14 protein-coding genes are annotated in these 17,751 nt (G+C 62.9%); 3 read left to right on the top strand and 11 right to left on the bottom strand.

Annotated elements, in window-relative coordinates:
- From KUV38_RS18310 to rpsL, 4 genes are all read right to left on the bottom strand, one after another.
- Nucleotides 1-119, bottom strand: a 119-nt coding sequence (locus tag KUV38_RS18310; RefSeq protein ID WP_222471677.1) for a GTP-binding protein, incomplete at its 3' end; no start/stop codon positions are given.
- A gap of 57 nt (nucleotides 120-176) precedes the next feature.
- Nucleotides 177-2,294 carry an elongation factor G gene (gene fusA / locus KUV38_RS18305; protein WP_222471624.1) on the bottom strand — a complete coding sequence of 706 codons (2,118 nt, stop codon included), beginning with the start codon at nucleotides 2,292-2,294 and terminating at the stop codon, nucleotides 177-179.
- Nucleotides 2,295-2,322: 28 nt separating this feature from the next.
- Complete coding sequence (gene rpsG / locus KUV38_RS18300) at nucleotides 2,323-2,793, bottom strand: 30S ribosomal protein S7 (protein WP_222471623.1); 471 nt, start codon at nucleotides 2,791-2,793, stop codon at nucleotides 2,323-2,325.
- A gap of 12 nt (nucleotides 2,794-2,805) precedes the next feature.
- Entirely contained in the window at nucleotides 2,806-3,177 is a 372-nt protein-coding gene (rpsL, locus tag KUV38_RS18295; protein WP_213546064.1) for a 30S ribosomal protein S12, read from the bottom strand.
- A gap of 479 nt (nucleotides 3,178-3,656) precedes the next feature.
- Here rpsL and KUV38_RS18290 point away from each other — a divergent pair, with 479 nt between their 5' ends.
- The gene (locus KUV38_RS18290; RefSeq protein ID WP_222471622.1) at nucleotides 3,657-4,490 is read left to right on the top strand and encodes a glycosyltransferase; all 834 of its coding nucleotides are present in this window, start codon (nucleotides 3,657-3,659) and stop codon (nucleotides 4,488-4,490) included.
- Here the strand turns inward: KUV38_RS18290 and KUV38_RS18285 are convergent.
- Together KUV38_RS18285 and KUV38_RS18280 are read right to left on the bottom strand one after the other, a co-directional pair.
- Nucleotides 4,423-5,328: a DMT family transporter gene (locus tag KUV38_RS18285; RefSeq protein ID WP_222471621.1), complete on the bottom strand. Its 906-nt coding sequence runs from the start codon at nucleotides 5,326-5,328 to the stop codon at nucleotides 4,423-4,425. The two genes, KUV38_RS18290 and KUV38_RS18285, sit on opposite strands and share 68 nt — an antisense overlap.
- A 55-nt stretch (nucleotides 5,329-5,383) precedes the next feature.
- A complete protein-coding gene (locus KUV38_RS18280; RefSeq protein ID WP_222471620.1) occupies nucleotides 5,384-5,653 on the bottom strand; it encodes a DksA/TraR family C4-type zinc finger protein in 270 nt (89 codons plus the stop codon).
- A 161-nt stretch (nucleotides 5,654-5,814) separates the two neighbouring features.
- On the opposite strand from KUV38_RS18280, the gene KUV38_RS18275 reads away from it, so the two are divergent.
- A complete protein-coding gene (locus KUV38_RS18275; RefSeq protein WP_222471619.1) occupies nucleotides 5,815-6,165 on the top strand; it encodes a hypothetical protein in 351 nt (116 codons plus the stop codon).
- A gap of 68 nt (nucleotides 6,166-6,233) precedes the next feature.
- Here the strand turns inward: KUV38_RS18275 and rpoC are convergent, their stop codons facing one another.
- The 5 genes from rpoC to rplJ form a co-directional block, all read right to left on the bottom strand.
- On the bottom strand, nucleotides 6,234-10,472 hold the full coding sequence (gene rpoC, locus KUV38_RS18270) for a DNA-directed RNA polymerase subunit beta' (protein ID WP_222471618.1): 4,239 nt from the start codon (nucleotides 10,470-10,472) through the stop codon (nucleotides 6,234-6,236).
- Nucleotides 10,469-10,762, bottom strand: a complete 294-nt coding sequence (locus tag KUV38_RS18265; protein ID WP_222471617.1) for a hypothetical protein — start codon at nucleotides 10,760-10,762, stop codon at nucleotides 10,469-10,471. Before KUV38_RS18265 ends, rpoC begins: the two co-directional genes overlap by 4 nt.
- Nucleotides 10,759-14,895, bottom strand: a complete 4,137-nt coding sequence (gene rpoB / locus KUV38_RS18260) for a DNA-directed RNA polymerase subunit beta (protein ID WP_222471616.1) — start codon at nucleotides 14,893-14,895, stop codon at nucleotides 10,759-10,761. Before rpoB ends, KUV38_RS18265 begins: the two co-directional genes overlap by 4 nt.
- A 247-nt stretch (nucleotides 14,896-15,142) precedes the next feature.
- Nucleotides 15,143-15,523: a 50S ribosomal protein L7/L12 gene (gene rplL / locus KUV38_RS18255; protein WP_222471615.1), complete on the bottom strand. Its 381-nt coding sequence runs from the start codon at nucleotides 15,521-15,523 to the stop codon at nucleotides 15,143-15,145.
- A 73-nt stretch (nucleotides 15,524-15,596) separates the two neighbouring features.
- Nucleotides 15,597-16,109: a 50S ribosomal protein L10 gene (gene rplJ, locus KUV38_RS18250; protein ID WP_222471614.1), complete on the bottom strand. Its 513-nt coding sequence runs from the start codon at nucleotides 16,107-16,109 to the stop codon at nucleotides 15,597-15,599.
- Between the two features lie 501 nt (nucleotides 16,110-16,610).
- Here rplJ and KUV38_RS18245 point away from each other — a divergent pair.
- On the top strand, nucleotides 16,611-17,714 hold the full coding sequence (locus tag KUV38_RS18245; RefSeq protein WP_222471613.1) for a Hint domain-containing protein: 1,104 nt from the start codon (nucleotides 16,611-16,613) through the stop codon (nucleotides 17,712-17,714).
- The last annotated feature ends 37 nt before the right edge of the window (nucleotides 17,715-17,751 follow it).

Raw genomic sequence — 17,751 nt, 5'->3', positions numbered from 1 at the left:
TTGAAGTCGCCAAACTGCTTGGTGATCGCAGCCGTCAGCGTCGTCTTGCCGTGGTCCACGTGACCGATCGTGCCGATGTTCACATGCGGTTTCGTGCGTTCAAACTTTTCCTTAGCCATGATGGCCTCCTTGTCTGTCGGGAGGGTGCGCGATGGGTGCGCACCCTACGTTGTGGATCAGGCGTATTTGGCCTGGATTTCTTCGCTGATGTTCTGCGGCACCGGCTCGTAGTGGTCGAACTGCATGGTGAAGTTCGCCCGGCCCGAGGACATGGAGCGCAGGTTGTTGATGTAGCCGAACATGTTGGCCAGCGGCACGAAGGCGTCGATCGCAATCGCGTTGCCGCGGGTGTCCTGACCCTGCACCTGGCCACGACGGCTGGTGAGGTCGCCGATGATCCCGCCGGTGTACTCTTCCGGGGTGATCACCTCCACCTTCATGATCGGCTCGAGCAGCTTGGCGCCGGCCTTCTTGAGACCTTCGCGCATGCACATCCGCGACGCGATTTCGAACGCCAGCACGCTGGAGTCCACGTCGTGGAATTTACCGTCGATCAGCGCCACCTTGAAGTCGATCACCGGGAAGCCCGCGAGCGGACCGGAGTCCATGACCGACTGGATGCCCTTCTCGACGCCGGGGATGTACTCCTTCGGCACCGAACCACCGATGATGCGGCTCTCGAAGGAGTAGCCTTCGCCCGGCTCGGTTGGGGAGATGATCATCTTCACTTCGGCGAACTGACCCGAACCACCCGACTGTTTCTTGTGGGTGTAGGTGTGCTCGATCTCGTGACCGATGGTCTCACGGTATGCCACCTGCGGCGCACCGATGTTGGCCTCGACCTTGAATTCGCGCTTCAGGCGGTCGACGAGAATGTCGAGGTGAAGTTCGCCCATGCCCTTCATGATGGTCTGACCGGACTCGATGTCGGTCTCCACGCGGAAGGAGGGGTCTTCGGCGGCCAGACGGCCCAGACCCTGGCTCATCTTCTCCTGGTCGGCCTTGGTTTTGGGCTCGACGGCGATCTCGATGACCGGATCGGGGAAGGTCATGGTTTCCAGCACGACCGGGTCGTTCTGGGCGCAGAGGGTATCACCAGTGGTGGTGTCCTTCAGACCGGCCAGAGCGATGATGTCGCCGGCAAATGCCTCTTCGATCTCTTCGCGGTTGTTGGAGTGCATCATCATCATACGACCGATGCGCTCTTTCTTGCCCTTGGTCGAGTTCAGGATGCTGTCGCCCTTGTTCATCTTGCCCGAGTAGATCCGGGTGAAGGTCAGGGAGCCAACGAAGGGGTCGTTCATGATTTTGAACGCCAGACCGGCGAAGGGCATGTCGTCGTCCGCGCGGCGGGCGATGTTACGCACTTCTTCCTCGTCGCCGGGCTTGAAGCCCATGTAGTCGACCACGTCGAGCGGGCTCGGCAGATAGTCGATCACGGCGTTGAGGAGCGGCTGAACACCTTTGTTCTTGAAGGCGGAGCCCCCGAGCACGGGCACGAAGTGCAGCGCGAGGGTACCCTTGCGGAGCAGCTTGCGCAGCGTGGCCACGTCGGGCTCGTTGCCCTCGAGGTATTCCATCATGGCGTCGTCGTCTTCTTCGACGGCGGCCTCGATCATCTTGCCGCGCCACTCGTCGGCCATGTCCTTGAGGCTGTCACGGATCGGGGCCTTCACCCACGATGCGCCAAGGTCTTCACCCTGCCACAGCCACTCTTCCATGGTCACGAGGTCGATCAGACCTTCGAGCTCGTTCTCGGCACCGATCGGAATGCCAACCGGTACGGCGCGGGCGCCGGTGCGGTCTTCGATCATGCGGACGCAGTTGAAGAAGTCGGCGCCGATCTTGTCCATCTTGTTGACGAACACCATGCGCGGAACCTTGTAGCGGTCAGCCTGGCGCCACACGGTCTCGGTCTGGGGCTCAACACCGGCGTTGGCGTCGAGCACGCAGACGGCACCGTCGAGCACGGCCAGCGAACGCTCGACTTCGATGGTGAAGTCAACGTGGCCGGGGGTGTCGATGATGTTCAGGCGGTGCTTCGGGCTGTCGGGCTCGGTGCCGTTCTCGGTGCGCTCCCAGAAGGTGGTGGTCGCAGCCGAGGTGATGGTGATCCCGCGTTCCTGCTCCTGCTCCATCCAGTCCATCGTTGCGGCGCCGTCATGCACCTCACCGATGTTGTGGCTCTTGCCGGTGTAGAACAGGATCCGCTCGGAGCAAGTGGTCTTGCCGGCGTCGATGTGCGCCATGATGCCGAAGTTGCGGTATCGGTCGAGGGGGTAGTCGCGGGCCATTGGATGGGTCCTCAGGTGTGTGCTTGGGTTACCAGCGGTAGTGGCTGAACGCCTTGTTGGCGTCGGCCATCTTGTGGGTGTCTTCGCGCTTCTTCACGGCGGTGCCACGAGACTGGACAGCGTCGATCAGCTCACCGGCCAGACGCTCTTCCATGGTGTTCTCGTTGCGGTTCCGGGCGGCGATGATGAGCCAGCGGATGGCCAGCGCTTCGCGACGCTCGGGGCGCACTTCGACGGGCACCTGGTAGGTGGCGCCACCAACCCGGCGGGAACGAACCTCAACCGACGGCTTGATGTTGTCGAGGGCCTCTTCGAACACCTCGATGGGCGACCGCTTCAGCTTGGTCTCAACCCGGTCGAGCGCGTTGTAGACGATACGCTCTGCGACCGACTTCTTGCCGTCGATCATCAGGTTGTTCATGAATTTCGTCAGAACCTTGTCGCCAAATTTGGCGTCAGGCAGGACTTCGCGCTTCTCGGCGGCGTGACGACGGGACATTTCGAGTTCCTCTTACTTCGGACGCTTGGCGCCGTACTTCGAGCGGCGCTGCTTGCGGTCTTTGACGCCCTGGGTGTCGAGCACCCCGCGCAGGATGTGGTAACGAACGCCGGGAAGGTCTTTCACACGGCCGCCACGGATCAGAACCACGGAGTGCTCCTGAAGGTTGTGGCTTTCACCGGGAATGTAGCTGATGACCTCGTAGCCGTTGGTCAGGCGCACCTTGGCAACCTTCCGCATGGCCGAGTTCGGCTTCTTCGGCGTGGTGGTGTAGACGCGGGTGCAAACACCACGCTTCTGCGGGCACCCTTCAAGGTGCATCGACTTGGATCGTTTGACTTTCGGCTGCCGCGGCTTGCGGATCAGCTGTTGGATCGTGGGCATTCCGGTGTTCCCCGTCTCGCTCGTTCGTTCATCTCTGGCGCGGGCTGTGCACCGCCCGGCGCCGGTTCAGGTCTTGCGCGAGTGGCGGAATGCCAAACGCAAATACCGCTCCCGTTCCCTCTGCCGGGAACGACGCGGTGGAATCTCAGAGGATCGAGGCGCTGCCGCCTGGATCGTGGCCACTTCGATTTTGATACGGAATGCCGCGCAGGGGTTTGCCCGCACGTGTCCCGTGAGCGCGGCGTATAGGGGGAGTCGGGTGGCCTGTCAACACCTGCGGGGCCTTGCGGAGCAGGCCGGCAAGGTTTGACCGGCTTCGCGCCACACAAGCAGGCCAGAGGGGCCCTGGCACTGGCGTCGCGACGTTGTCAGGTACACCACCTGAGGGCTGGGGCCCCGGCCTGCACCCTTGCCCTGCCGCGGCCCTCCCCCTACCCTGCCGCCCGGGCAGTGCGCCAGAGCGAAGGACAGGTAACACCGTGCAAATTCTAGGACTTTGTCGCTTTTCGTATCCCTGTTTCGGCGGCTTCCGGCGCGAGCATGCGACCATTCAGGACCGGATCGACTTCTTGTATGGCGCGGAACGGCTGGAGGAGCGTTTTCGCTACTTCGAGACCTTCACCCTGCCCGGCCTTCGGCTGCAAACCGATGAAGACTTCAAATTCGTCGTCCTCACCGGCAACCAGCTCCCCAAGGTGTTCGACGAGCGCCTGAAGGACATGCTGGCCACCCTGCCGCAAGCCCGGCTGGTCCAGTACGAGCCGATGAATCACCGGGAGGCCTGCCTGAAGGCGATGCAGGAGCATATCGACCCGCAGGGTGGCGTTTGCGGCCAGTTCCGGCTCGATGACGATGACGGGGTGAGCTACCGCTTTGTCGAGCGCTTCCGCGAGGCCTTCGATGACGGTCATGAGGTGATGAAACGCGAGCATAAGTTCGCGGTGGATTTCAATCAGGGTTATACCGTCTGCATCGACGAGGAGGGCATCCGTGCCTGCGCCCAGCAGCGGCAATACTGGACCCCGGCACTTGGCGTTTACATCCGCCCGCACATCGACAAGACAGTCGTGCACTTCCGGCACGATACGATCTGGCGGCAGATGACCACCCTCACCTATACCGGCGAAGACATGTTTGTGCGCGGCATCAACTCGACCAACGGCACGCCTTTCAAAAAGAAGGACTTCGAGGAGATGGTGCCGATCGAAGGCGAGGTGGCGCGGGCGCTGTCGAAGAACTTCGGGATCACCGAGGAGGCGCTTGCGAAATTTCACGACGCCGAATCGAAAGCCTCCGCTCGCGCAGGTAGGTAAAGAGCCCCGCGCCAATCACCACCGCGCTGCCCAGCAGGGTCAGCGGGCCGGGGAAGTCGCCAAAGGCGAGGAACCCGAGGACCAGCGCCCAGACGAGGCCGGTGTAGCGGAAGGGGGCGACGAACCCCATGTCGCCCACCCGCACCGCCGTCACCGAGAAGAGGTAGGCGAAGAGGATCGAAATCACCGACCCGCTGAGCGCCAGCGCTGAGGGGCCGCTGACCGGCACCCACGGCTCGAAGAGGGCTACGAGCCCGGCCGCCGCCCCGACCGAGAAGGCGGTGACGGTCGCCACGGTCAGCGAGGGGAGCGCGCCGCTCATTTTGCGGGTCAGCACATCGCGCGCCACTACGGCAACCACCGCCGCCAGCGCCCAGATTGAATAGCTGGTGAAGCCATCGCCTCCGGGCTGGACGATCAACAGCACCCCGGCGAAGCCCACCAGAATCGCAGACATCCGCCAGATACCGATTGCCTCGCCAAAGAACAGCGCCCCGGCCAGTGTGACCATCAGCGGCGCGGCCTGGAGGATCGCCGTCGCGTTGGCGAGCGGCATGTTGTAAAGCGCGGTCAGGAAGAAGAGCGCGGCGAGGATTTCTGTCAGACTGCGGAGCGCGAGGAGCCCCGCGTCACGACGTGCCATCCGGAACCGCAAAGCCCCGCGCCACCATGCCATCAGGGCCAGAAGCGGCGTGGCCGCCAAGCCGCGCAAGAAAACCGTCTGCATCAATGGCAGGTCTTCGGCGAGGGATTTGATGAAGGTGTCGTTGATGGTGAAAGCCGCCATCGAGGCGGTCATCAGCACCGCGCCACGGAGGTTTTCTGCTAGGTCGGCCATGCCGCAGCGGTAGGCGGATTATGTGACAAGCGCAAGCGTTTGCGCGAGGGGCGCTCTACTTGAGTTGGCTGTCCTTGGAGCCGCGGCGGTTGATACCGGCCCGGGCCTCGAACCGCCCGTCCCGCTCCTGCTGACAATCGATGCAGAGTTTGATGCCCGGAATAGCCAGGCGGCGCTTCTCGGGGATCTCCTCTTCGCATTCGGCGCAATGGGTCAGGCTCTCGCCCTGCGGCGCGCGCTTGGCTTTCATCCGTTGCAGCTCGTCGCTGATCGAAGCCTCGATCTGCTCGCTCACCGCTCCGTCCTTTGCCCACCCACCGGCCATGCTCCCGCCTCCTGTCGCGCTCCTCTGCCAGATCATTACCTTAGCCCAGATCGCCGGGTTTCCACAGCCCCGACCCTATTTCCACTTCCCAGGGGCGGGTTGGCGCGGCAACATCTGCCCGTGGGAAGATGGTGTGAGTCCATGATCTGAGGACTTGCAAAATGTATTATACGTACCGTTTCTTTTACGACCCAGACCGAAAGCGGCTCGCTTTGTGGCAGCTCACCCGAATGCCGACGCATTGGTATGTGGCGCTCGCAGTGGCCTTGGGCACGACGCTGATGTTCTACAACCTCGCCCCGCCCGACCCTGACATCGCCCGGCATGAGGCGAGCGTTCGCTCTGCGCTGGCCTGCTCGCTCGCGGCGGCGGCATTGCTGTCCGTCCTAACAGGGCTCGTCCACCACGGGCGCAGGCGGCGGGCCGGGGTGATGCTGATGGGTGTGGCGACTGCGGCGAACGCGGGGATATTTACCGGTTACGCCGCGCTCTTCGGCCTCTTCGGGTTTTGACCGCTGAACGAGAAAGGGCCCCGCATCGCTGCGGGGCCCCTCTTGATTTGTAGTGCGATAACCGGTCCTTACCGGCTTTCCGGCGTATCCACGAGCGTATCGAACTCGTCGCCACCCACGATGTCGTCGTCCATCGGGGCCGCCAGCGCCGCCGCGGCTTCTGCCTCGGCCTGACGCGCGTCGATCACCTTCTGGTCGCGCTCGGTGGCAATGCGGCGCACCTTCTGGGTCGCACCACCGGTGCCCGCCGGAATGAGGCGGCCCACGATGATGTTTTCCTTCAGGCCCACGAGCTTGTCGCGCTTGCCCTGCACCGAAGCCTCGGTGAGCACGCGGGTCGTCTCCTGGAACGAAGCCGCGGAGACGAAGCTGCGGGTCTGGAGCGAGGCCTTGGTGATCCCAAGCAGGATCGGCTCGCCCTGGGCCTCGCGGCCGCCCTTCTTCAGCGCCTTCTCGTTGGCCGCGTCGAACTCGGCCTTGTCCACGTGCTCGCCTTTCAGCAGCGTCGTGTCGCCCGAGTCGAGGATCTCCCACTTCTGGAGCATCTGCCGGACGATGACCTCGATGTGCTTGTCGTTAATCTTCACACCCTGAAGGCGATAAACGTCCTGCACCTCGTCGATCATGTACTCGGCCAGAGCCTCGACACCCATGATGGACAGGATGTCATGCGGCGCCGGGTTGCCGTCCATGATGTAGTCACCCTTCTGCACGAAGTCGCCTTCCTGCACCGGGATGTGCTTGCCCTTGGGCACCATGTACTCGATCGGCTCCTGGCTCTCGTCACCCGGTACGATGGAGATCCGGCGCTTGTTCTTGTAGTCGCGCCCGAACTTCACGTAGCCGTCGGCTTCGGCGATGATCGCGTGGTCCTTGGGACGGCGAGCTTCGAAGAGTTCGGCCACACGCGGCAGACCACCGGTGATGTCCTTCGTCTTCGCGCCTTCCCGCGGGATACGCGCCACCACGTCACCGGCCTTCACCTCCTGCTGGTCTTCGACCGACAGAATGGCATCGACCGACATCGGGTAGGTCACCGGGTTGCCCGCATCGTTGCGGACCGGCTCGCCATCCTCGCCGACGATCAAGATCTCGGGCTTCAGCTCGTTGCCCTTAGGCGCGGTGCGCCAGTCGATCACGATCTTCTGGGTCATGCCGGTGGCATCGTCGGTCTCGTCACGCACGGCAATGCCGGTCGTGAGGTCGACAAACTTGGCGGTACCAGCCTTCTCCGCGATGATCGGCAGGGTGTACGGGTCCCACTCGAAGAGTTTGTCGCCGCGGGCCACCTTCTGCCCCTCGGTCACGAAGACCTTGGTGCCGTAGGTCACCTTGTGGCTGGCGCGCTCGGTGCCGTTCTCGTCGATGATGGCAACCTGCATGTTCCGGCCCATCACGATCTGCTCGCCCGCCTCGTTCTCGAGGAGGTTGGCGTTGCGCAGCTCGATTGTGCCTTCCTGCGAAGCTTCCTGGAACGACTGCTGGCCACCCTGTGCCACGCCGCCGATGTGGAAGGTCCGCATGGTCAGCTGGGTGCCTGGCTCACCGATCGACTGGGCGGCGATGATGCCGACAGCCTCACCGGTGTTGACCATGGTGCCGCGGGCAAGGTCGCGCCCGTAGCACATGGCGCAAACGCCCTCTTCGGCCTCACAGGTCAGCGGCGACCGCATGCGCACGGTGGCGACATTGGCCTGCTCGACCATATCGGCCTTGCGCTCGTCGATCAGCTCGTTGCGGGCAACGATCACCTCTTCGGTCGACGGGTTCACGATATCCTCGGCCGCAACACGGCCCAGGATACGCTCGGCCAGCGAGCTCACCACCTCGCCGTCGTTGACGGCGGCGGCAGCGGTGATCGCCCGCTCGGTGCCGCAGTCGTGCTGACGGATGATGCAGTCCTGTGCCACGTCAACCAGACGGCGGGTCAGGTAACCCGAGTTCGCCGTCTTCAGAGCGGTGTCCGACAGACCCTTACGTGCACCGTGGGTGGAGTTGAAGTACTCCAACACGGTCAGGCCTTCTTTGAAGTTCGAGATGATCGGCGTCTCGATGATCTCGCCCGAGGGCTTGGCCATCAGGCCGCGCATCCCGCCGAGCTGCTTCATCTGCGTGACCGAGCCCCGGGCACCGGAGTGGGCCATCATGTACACCGAGTTCGGCTCCGCTTCGGCGCCGTTCTCGTCTTTCTTCGCAGCCGAGATGGTTTCCATCATGGCGTCGGTGACGCGGTCGTTGCACTTCGACCACGCATCGACCACCTTGTTGTACTTTTCGCCCTGAGTGATCAGGCCGTCCATGTACTGCTGTTCGAAGTCCTTCACCTGCTCGCGGGTGTCGTCCACGATGGTCCACTTGTTGTCGGGGATCACCATGTCGTCCTTGCCGAACGAGATACCGGCGCGGAAGGCCTCTTTGAAGCCCATGCTCATGATCTGGTCACAGAAGATGACCGACTCCTTCTGGCCGCAATAGCGGTAGACGGTATCGATGACCTGCTGCACTTCTTTTTTCCGCAGCAGGCGGTTGACCAGTTCGAAGGGCGCCTTGGCGTTGAGCGGCAGCAGCGCACCGAGGCGCACACGGCCCGGCGTGGTGTCGAACCGCTGGTAGACTTCCTGACCTTCGTCGTCGATCTGCTTCACGCGGGCCTTGATCTTGGAGTGCAGGTGCACTTCGCCGGCGTTCAGCGCGTGCTCCACCTCTTCGACCGAGCCGAAGACCATGCCCTCACCCTTCATGCCTTCGCGCTCCATCGAGATGTAATAGAGGCCAAGGATCATGTCCTGCGAGGGAACGATGATCGGCGCGCCGTTGGCGGGCGACAGCACGTTGTTGGTCGACATCATCAGCACGCGGGCTTCCAGCTGGGCTTCCAGCGAGAGCGGCACGTGAACGGCCATCTGGTCACCGTCGAAGTCAGCGTTGAACGCCGAACACACGAGCGGGTGCAGCTGGATCGCCTTGCCTTCGATCAGCATCGGCTCGAAGGCCTGAATGCCGAGGCGGTGCAGCGTGGGCGCGCGGTTCAGCAGAACCGGGTGCTCGCGGATCACCTCGTCGAGGATGTCCCACACCTCGGGGCGCTCTTTCTCGACCAGCTTCTTAGCCTGCTTCACGGTGCTGGACAGGCCCTTGGCCTCCAGACGCGAGTAGATGAAGGGCTTGAACAGCTCGAGCGCCATCTTCTTGGGCAGGCCGCACTGGTGCAGCTTCAGCTCGGGGCCGGTCACGATGACCGAACGACCCGAGAAGTCGACCCGCTTACCCAGAAGGTTCTGGCGGAAGCGGCCCTGCTTACCCTTGAGCATGTCGGAGAGCGACTTCAGCGGACGCTTGTTGGCACCGGTGATGGTGCGGCCACGGCGACCGTTGTCGAACAGGGCGTCGACCGACTCCTGCAGCATCCGCTTTTCGTTGCGGATGATGATGTCGGGCGCGCGGAGCTCGATCAGGCGCTTCAGACGGTTGTTCCGGTTGATGACCCGGCGATACAGGTCGTTCAGGTCGGAGGTCGCAAAGCGGCCACCGTCCAGCGGCACCAGCGGGCGCAGCTCGGGCGGGATCACGGGGATCACGGTGAGCACCATCCACTCGGGGCGGTTACCGGACTCGAGGAAGCTCTCAACGATCTTCAGACGCTTGATGATCTTCTTGGGCTTCAGCTCGCCGGTGGCCTCCTTGAGGTCGGCGCGCAGCTGCTCGGCCTCGCCTTCGAGGTCGATCTGGCTGAGCATCTCGCGGATCGCCTCGGCGCCGATGTTTGCCGAGAAGGCATCCATCCCGTAGGCGTCCTGGGCATCCATATACTCCTCTTCGGTCATCAGCTGACCGTAGGTGAGATCGGTGAGGCCCGGCTCGATGACCACGTAGTTCTCGAAGTAGAGAATCCGCTCGAGATCACGCAGGGTCATGTCCAGCATGAGGCCGATCCGGGAGGGGAGCGACTTCAGGAACCAGATGTGCGCGACCGGGGCGGCCAGCTCGATGTGGCCCATGCGCTCACGGCGGACCTTTTGCAGCGTGACTTCCACACCGCATTTCTCGCAGACAACGCCGCGATACTTCATCCGCTTGTATTTGCCGCAGAGGCACTCGTAGTCCTTGATCGGCCCGAAGATACGGGCGCAGAACAGGCCGTCGCGCTCGGGCTTGAAGGTCCGGTAGTTGATCGTTTCGGGTTTCTTGATCTCACCGAAAGACCAAGAGAGAATCCGCTCGGGCGAGGCCAGCGAGACCTTGATCTCGTCAAACACCTTCGGCGGGGTGAGCGGGTTGAACGGGTTGTTCGTCAGTTCCTGGTTCATTGTTGAACCTCCGAAAAATTGAATGTGCACCAGCTTGTTTTTTCAACCGGTGCAAAGACCGTGAAAGAAAGGAATGGCAGCATATCTTCAGCTTGGTAGCCAAGCACGAACGATACCTTACGGCCGTCAACCTCAGCTTTTCCGATGCTGGTGGTTACCATGCCGTCGCCATTGTCCAATCCCTCAGCCAAATGGTTCCACTCGACCTCAGTGTGGGGGATACCATCCCCCACGACGCCGAAGCCGAACTCCCCACTAGCGATGCGCGGCGGAATTACGAACGGATTCACTCCTCCCCCTCCGCATCCAGGAGTTCCATGTTCAGGCCGAGGCCGCGGACTTCCTTGACGAGCACGTTGAAGCTCTCGGGAATGCCCGCCTCGAAGTTGTCCTCGCCCTTGACGATCGACTCATACACCTTGGTCCGGCCAGCCACGTCGTCCGACTTCACGGTCAGCATCTCCTGCAGGGTGTAGGCGGCGCCGTAGGCCTCGAGGGCCCAGACTTCCATCTCACCGAAGCGCTGACCACCGAACTGGGCCTTACCACCGAGCGGCTGCTGGGTGACGAGGCTGTAGGGGCCGGTGGAGCGTGCGTGGATCTTGTCATCGACAAGGTGGTGCAGCTTCAGCAGGTACTTGATGCCAACGGTGACCGAGCGGGCAAACTGCTCGCCGGTGCGCCCGTCGAACAGAACCGACTGGCCGCTTTCGTTGAAACCCGCGCGCTTGAGCGCATCGTTCACGTCCACTTCCTTGGCACCGTCGAAGACCGGCGTGGCGATCGGCACACCGCGGGTCACATTGCCCGCCGCTTCGAGGATCAGGCCCTCGTCGAGCGACTGGATGTGCTCCTCGTATGCCTCTTCGCCATAGGCGATCTTCATGGCGTCCCGCACCGGGGTCATGTCGCCGGAGCGGCGATATTCGCCCAGAGCCTCGTCCACCTGGATACCGAGGCCGCGAGAGGCCCAGCCCATGTGGGTTTCAAGGATCTGACCCACGTTCATCCGCGAAGGCACGCCCAGCGGGTTGAGCACGAAGTCGACCGGCGTACCGTCACCGAGGAAGGGCATGTCTTCCACGGGAACGACCCGCGAAATAACACCCTTGTTCCCGTGACGACCGGCCATCTTGTCGCCCGGCTGAAGCTTGCGCTTCACGGCGATGAAGACCTTGACCATCTTCATCACACCCGGGGGCAGATCGTCGCCGCGGCGGACCTTCTCGACTTTATCCTCGAAGCGGGCATCGAGCACGCGCTTCTGCGCTTCGTACTGCTCGTGCAGCGCCTCGACCATCTGGGCCTCGGCCTCGTCACCCAGCGCAAGCTGCCACCACTGACCCTTGGAGAGAGCTTCCAGAAGCTCCTCGTCGATGGTCGCATTGGCCTTCACGCCTTTCGGGCCTTTCACGGCCACCTTGCCCAGGATCATGTCCTTCAGGCGGGCGTAGATGTTGCGGTCGAGGATCGCGAGCTCGTCGTCCCGGTCACGTGCGAGGCGCTCGACCTCTTCACGTTCGATCTGAAGCGCGCGCTCGTCCTTCTCCACGCCGTGGCGGTTGAAGACGCGGACTTCCACGACCGTGCCAAAGTCACCCGGCGGCAGGCGGAGCGAGGTGTCGCGCACGTCGCTGGCCTTTTCGCCGAAGATGGCGCGGAGCAGCTTCTCTTCCGGAGTCATCGGGCTCTCGCCCTTCGGGGTGATCTTGCCCACCAGAATGTCACCGGGGCCCACTTCGGCACCGATGTAGACGATCCCGGCCTCGTCGAGGTTGCGCAGGGCTTCCTCGCCGACGTTGGGAATGTCGCGGGTGATCTCTTCCGGCCCAAGCTTGGTGTCACGGGCGGCCACTTCGAACTCTTCGATGTGGACCGAGGTGAACACGTCATCCTTGGCGATGCGCTCGGAGATGAGGATGGAGTCCTCGTAGTTGTAGCCGTTCCACGGCATGAAGGCGACGACGACGTTCTTGCCGAGCGCCAGTTCACCCATGTCGGTGGAGGGGCCGTCAGCGATGACTTCGCCCTTCACCACGGTGTCGCCCACCTTAACCAGCGGACGCTGGTTGATACAGGTGTTCTGGTTCGACCGCTGGAACTTGCGCAGACGATAGATATCGACGCCCGGATCGCCCGGCTCAAGATCTTCGGTCGCGCGCACAACGATCCGCTGGGCATCGACCTGGTCGATGATCCCGCCGCGGAACGCCTGAATGGCGGCGCCGGAGTCGATGGCCACCTTGCGCTCGATGCCGGTGCCGACGAGCGGCGCCTCGGCCTGCAGCAGCGGCACGGCCTGCTTCTGCATGTTCGAGCCCATCAGCGCGCGGTTGGCATCGTCGTTCTCGAGGAAGGGGATGAGCGAGGCGGCGACCGAAACCAGCTGTTTTGGCGACACGTCGATCAGGTCCACGTTCTCGTTGGGCGCGAGGGTGTATTCACCCGACTGGCGGGTGTTGACCATTTCGTTGGTGAACTTGCCGTTCTCGTCCAGCGAGGCGTTGGCCTGAGCCACGGTGTGGCGCATCTCTTCGGTGGCCGACATGTAGTGCACTTCATCGGTCACCTGGCCGTTTTCGACGCGGCGATAGGGGGTTTCGATGAAGCCGTACTTGTTGACCCGCGCGAAGCTGGCGAGGTTGTTGATCAGGCCGATGTTCGGGCCTTCCGGCGTTTCAATCGGGCACATCCGGCCATAGTGGGTCGGGTGCACGTCGCGCACCTCGAAGCCGGCACGCTCACGGGTCAGGCCGCCCGGGCCAAGCGCCGAAAGGCGACGCTTGTGGGAGACTTCCGAGAGCGGGTTGGTCTGGTCCATGAACTGCGACAGCTGCGAGGAGCCGAAGAACTCGCGCACCGCGGCGGCGGCGGGCTTGGCGTTGATCAGATCCTGCGGCATCACCGTGTCGATCTCGACGGAGCTCATGCGCTCCTTGATCGCCCGCTCCATGCGGAGCAGACCCACTCGATACTGATTTTCCATCAGCTCGCCGACCGAACGGACACGGCGGTTGCCGAGGTGGTCGATGTCGTCCACTTCGCCCTTGCCGTCGCGCAGCTCGACCAGCGCCTTGATGCAGGCCACGATATCCTCGCGGCGCAGCGTGCGCTGGGTATCCTCGGCGTCGAGGTCGAGACGCATGTTCATCTTCACCCGGCCCACGGCGCTGAGGTCGTAGCGCTCGCTATCGAAGAACAGGCTGTCGAACAGGGTGCTGGCGGCTTCCACGGTGGGCGGCTCGCCGGGGCGCATGACGCGGTAGATATCCATGAGCGCGGTGTCGCGGTTCATGTTTTTGTCGGCGGCCATGGTGTTACGGATGTAGGCACCCACATTGATGCCGTCGATGTCGAGCACCGGAATGTCGGTGATGCCCGCGTCGATCAGCTCCTTCAGGGTGCCGCCGGTGACTTCACCATCCTTGTCGGTTTCCCAGGTCAGCTCATCGCCGGCTTCCACGTAGATGGCGCCGGTTTCTTCGTTGATGATGTCCTTGGCGACGAACTTGCCCACGATGCGGTCGAAGGGCACCAGCAGGTCGGTGATCTCGCCGTCGTCGATGATTTTCTTCACCGCGCGCGGGGTCACCTTCTTGCCGGCCTCGGCAATGACTTCACCGGTCTTGGCGTCGACGAGGTCATAGGCCGGGCGCGTGCCACGAACGCGCTCGGGGAAGAACTTGGTCACCCAGCCCTTGTTCTTCTTCAGCTTGTAGCTGACCGTCTCGTAGTAGGCGTCCATGATCGCCTCCTGATCCAGCCCGAGGGCATAGAGCAGGGTGGTCACCGGCAGTTTGCGGCGACGGTCGATCCGGGCGAAGACGATGTCCTTGGCGTCGAACTCAAAGTCCAGCCAGGAGCCGCGGTAGGGAATGATCCGGCAGGCGAAGAGCAGCTTGCCAGAGGCGTGGGTCTTGCCCTTGTCGTGGTCGAAGAACACGCCGGGGGAGCGGTGCATCTGGGAAACGATCACGCGCTCGGTGCCGTTCACCACGAAGGTGCCGTTGGGCGTCATCAGGGGCATGTCGCCCATGAACACGTCCTGCTCCTTGATGTCCTTGACCGACTTGGCGCCGGTGTCCTCATCGACATCGAACACGATCAGGCGCAGGGTCACCTTCAGCGGAGCGCTGTAGGTCATGTCGCGCTGCTGGCATTCTTCAACGTCGTACTTGGGCTTCTCCAGCTCGTATTTTACGAACTCGAGAACCGCCGTCTCGTTGAAATCCTTGATCGGGAAAACGCCCTGAAAGACGCCCATGATCCCTTCGCCATCGCTGGGCGCAGGCTGATCGCCGGACTTCAGGAACAGGTCGTAAGAAGATTTCTGAACCTCAATCAGGTTCGGCATCTCCAGAACTTCGCGGATTTTGCCGTAATACCGGCGGAAACGTTTGTGGCCGAGGAGAGTCGTCGCCATCTGGTCGTGTACCTTTCGTCTGTCGCCGCGCACATCCCGCCGGGGCACCGGGAGGTCGGCTCACGAATGAAGGTGCGTCCGGGATCCATACCTGCGTGCCGTCCCACCGGCACGCGCCCGATCCATTCGAACGCGCCTTGGAAAGACCCTTCGCAAAGGGGCTTGCCGAGACGCATTCGGCTGGACCCGGATTTTGCCCGGATCCAGCCAATTCTCTATCGGGCCACCCGCGCGGGGCGGCGTCCGATCACTTGAGCTCCACCTCGGCGCCAGCGGCTTCGAGCTTGCCCTTGATGTCTTCGGCTTCGGCCTTGTCGACGCCTTCCTTGACGGCTTTGCCGCCGGCTTCGACCAGTTCCTTGGCTTCTTTGAGGCCCAGGCCGGTGATGGCGCGGACTTCTTTGATGACGTTGATCTTCTGGGCACCAGCGGCCTTCAGGATCACGTCGAACTCGGTTTTCTCTTCAGCAGCGGCGCCACCGGCGTCGCCAGCCGGACCAGCCATCATCACAGCGCCGCCGGCGGCGGGCTCGATGCCGTACTCGTCCTTGAGGATGGTTTTCAGTTCTTGGGCTTCGAGAAGGGTCAGACCCACGATCTCTTCAGCAAGTTTTTTCAGATCAGCCATTTTTCGCTTTCCGTCTGTCTAGATGTGTTCCAACGCGAGGTAATCAACCCCTGCGCGGCTCTCATTCGTTGCCTTACGCGGCCTTCTCTTCGATGGTCGAAAGGATGGACGCGATATTCGAAGCAGGTGCGCCAATGGCGCCGGCGATGTTGGAAGCAGGCGCACCGATGCAGCCCACGATGGAAGCAATGAGCTCCTCGCGGGACGGCATGGCGGCGACGGCTTTCACACCAGCGACGTCCAGAGCGGTCTCACCCATCGCACCGCCGAGGATCTCGAGCTTCGAGTTATCCTTGGCGAACTTATCCACGACCTTGGCCGCAGCCACGGGGTCTTCGGAATAGGTGAGAACGGTCATACCCGTCAGAAGATCGGCGATGCTGGCGCAAGGCTTCCCTTCCAGGGCGATCTTGGCGAGCCTGTTCTTGGCGACGCGGACCGACCCGCCAGCTTCACGCATTTGCGCGCGCAGGTCCTGCATCTCGGCAACCGTGAGACCCTCGTAGTGGGAGACCACAACGACGCCAGAGCTTTCGAAAATCTGGCCGAGTTCCTCGACCACTTTCTCTTTCTGGGCTCTATCCACAGTTTCACTCCAATTTGGGCAGGTTCATTCCCCGCCCGGCTCATTTTTGCTGGCCGAGGCCAACACTCAGGTCCGTATTACGGGGCTGAAGCCAAGTTCGCCCGAGAGAAGCCTCGCGGGAAAACATGTTCTGACCCGTCTCAGGCAGGAAATTAAGGCGTTCGGATGAGCGCCACCCACCGTCTTGGACGAAACGCAAAACAGCGCACGACGAATCGCACGCTGGCTTGCAGGGGGCGGTTTAGTCGGCGCGCGCCGCGAGGGCAAGGGCCTGAGCCTCACGACGCCGCGATTTTCTGTGCGGGGCGGAGCTTCGTGGTCCGTCGCGCGGGCAGCGTCCGGAGGCTGTCCGCTTGCGGCTGACACTTATCAGTCACTCTATCACACAAGCGCGAGCCCTTAAAACGCGCCACAAATTTTCCTTAATGCCGCGTTAACCCTCCGCACACACCGGCGCCCTCCCCCTTGTTGCGTCCGTGCGAGCAGCGAAGGCGCAAAGCCATGCCCACCGGGTATATCGACCCGATCATCGTCACCGGCGACATGCTCGCCGCGATCTCCGGCAACCCTGTGTTGACTGGGAATCAGGGCGATGCAAACTTCGCCCTGTCGCTCCCCGGCACCGCTGCCCTCGGCACCTCCTCCGATCTCTATCGCCTTGTCTGGGTGCAAAACGTCAACGGGAGCGCCACCAGCTTCTCCAACGGTCAGGGCTGGCGGATCGAGGCCTACGACCCCAGCAAGGACAATGACGGCGACGCGGCAACCGGCAATGGCGGCTGGCAGGTGGTTCCGGGGATGAACAACCTGAACGCTCAGGGCGACATGTATCAGGGTCTCGCCGATGGCGATGAGTACATCATCCTCACCGGCGGCAGCAAAAAGGTGCTGTTCGACATCAACGGCGGCCTGCCCACCACGCCCACCACGCTCGTCTATCCCGGAAGCGGACAGAATGGCGACCCGGCGCAGGGCAACGACAATGGCAAGCTGGAGTTCGAGGACGCCTACAACGCGCTGACTCCGGCCTGCTTCTTGCCCGGCACCCGCATCGCCACCGCTTCCGGCCCCCGTGCGATTGAAAGCCTGCGGCCCGGCGAGCTGATCCTGACGCTCGACCACGGCCCACGCCCGCTGCGGATGCTCCTCAGCCGGTCGATCTCACTCGAAGAGGCCGGTCCTAGCGCTGCGCCTGTGTTGATCCCGGCCGGAAGCCTCGCGCCCGGCTTGCCCGAGTGCCGCCTCGCCTGCTCTCCCCAGCACCGCCTGCTCGAAACGAGCGCAGGACAAAGCCTTGTGGCCGCCAAGGCCTTGCTCGGCAGTTCCGGTGTGCACAGCGCCCCGGCATCAGGCCGCGTGACCTACCTGAACGTGGTGATGGACCGTCACGAGATTGTTTTCGCTGAAGGCGTCGCTGTCGAGAGCTTCTACCCCGGCGCGGTCGCGCTCGAAGGGCTGAGCCCGTTCCAGAAACTGCGCCTCTCGGCCATCCTGCCCGCGCAACCTGCCCCCGCGCGGCCCTTCGGGAAAACCGGACAATGGGCGCGGCGCCTCGCTGAGAGCCCCGGCCAGTTCCAGCCTCTCGGCATCGCCACCACCGCCTGAAAAAACTGAGCGGCGGGTAAGAGGCACGCTCACGCCA

The sequence above is a fragment of the Vannielia litorea genome, assembly GCF_019801175.1.
GTDB lineage: Bacteria > Pseudomonadota > Alphaproteobacteria > Rhodobacterales > Rhodobacteraceae > Vannielia > Vannielia litorea_B.
Note: the sequence above shows the minus strand (reverse complement) of the source record. Positions and strands in the feature narration are given on the sequence as shown.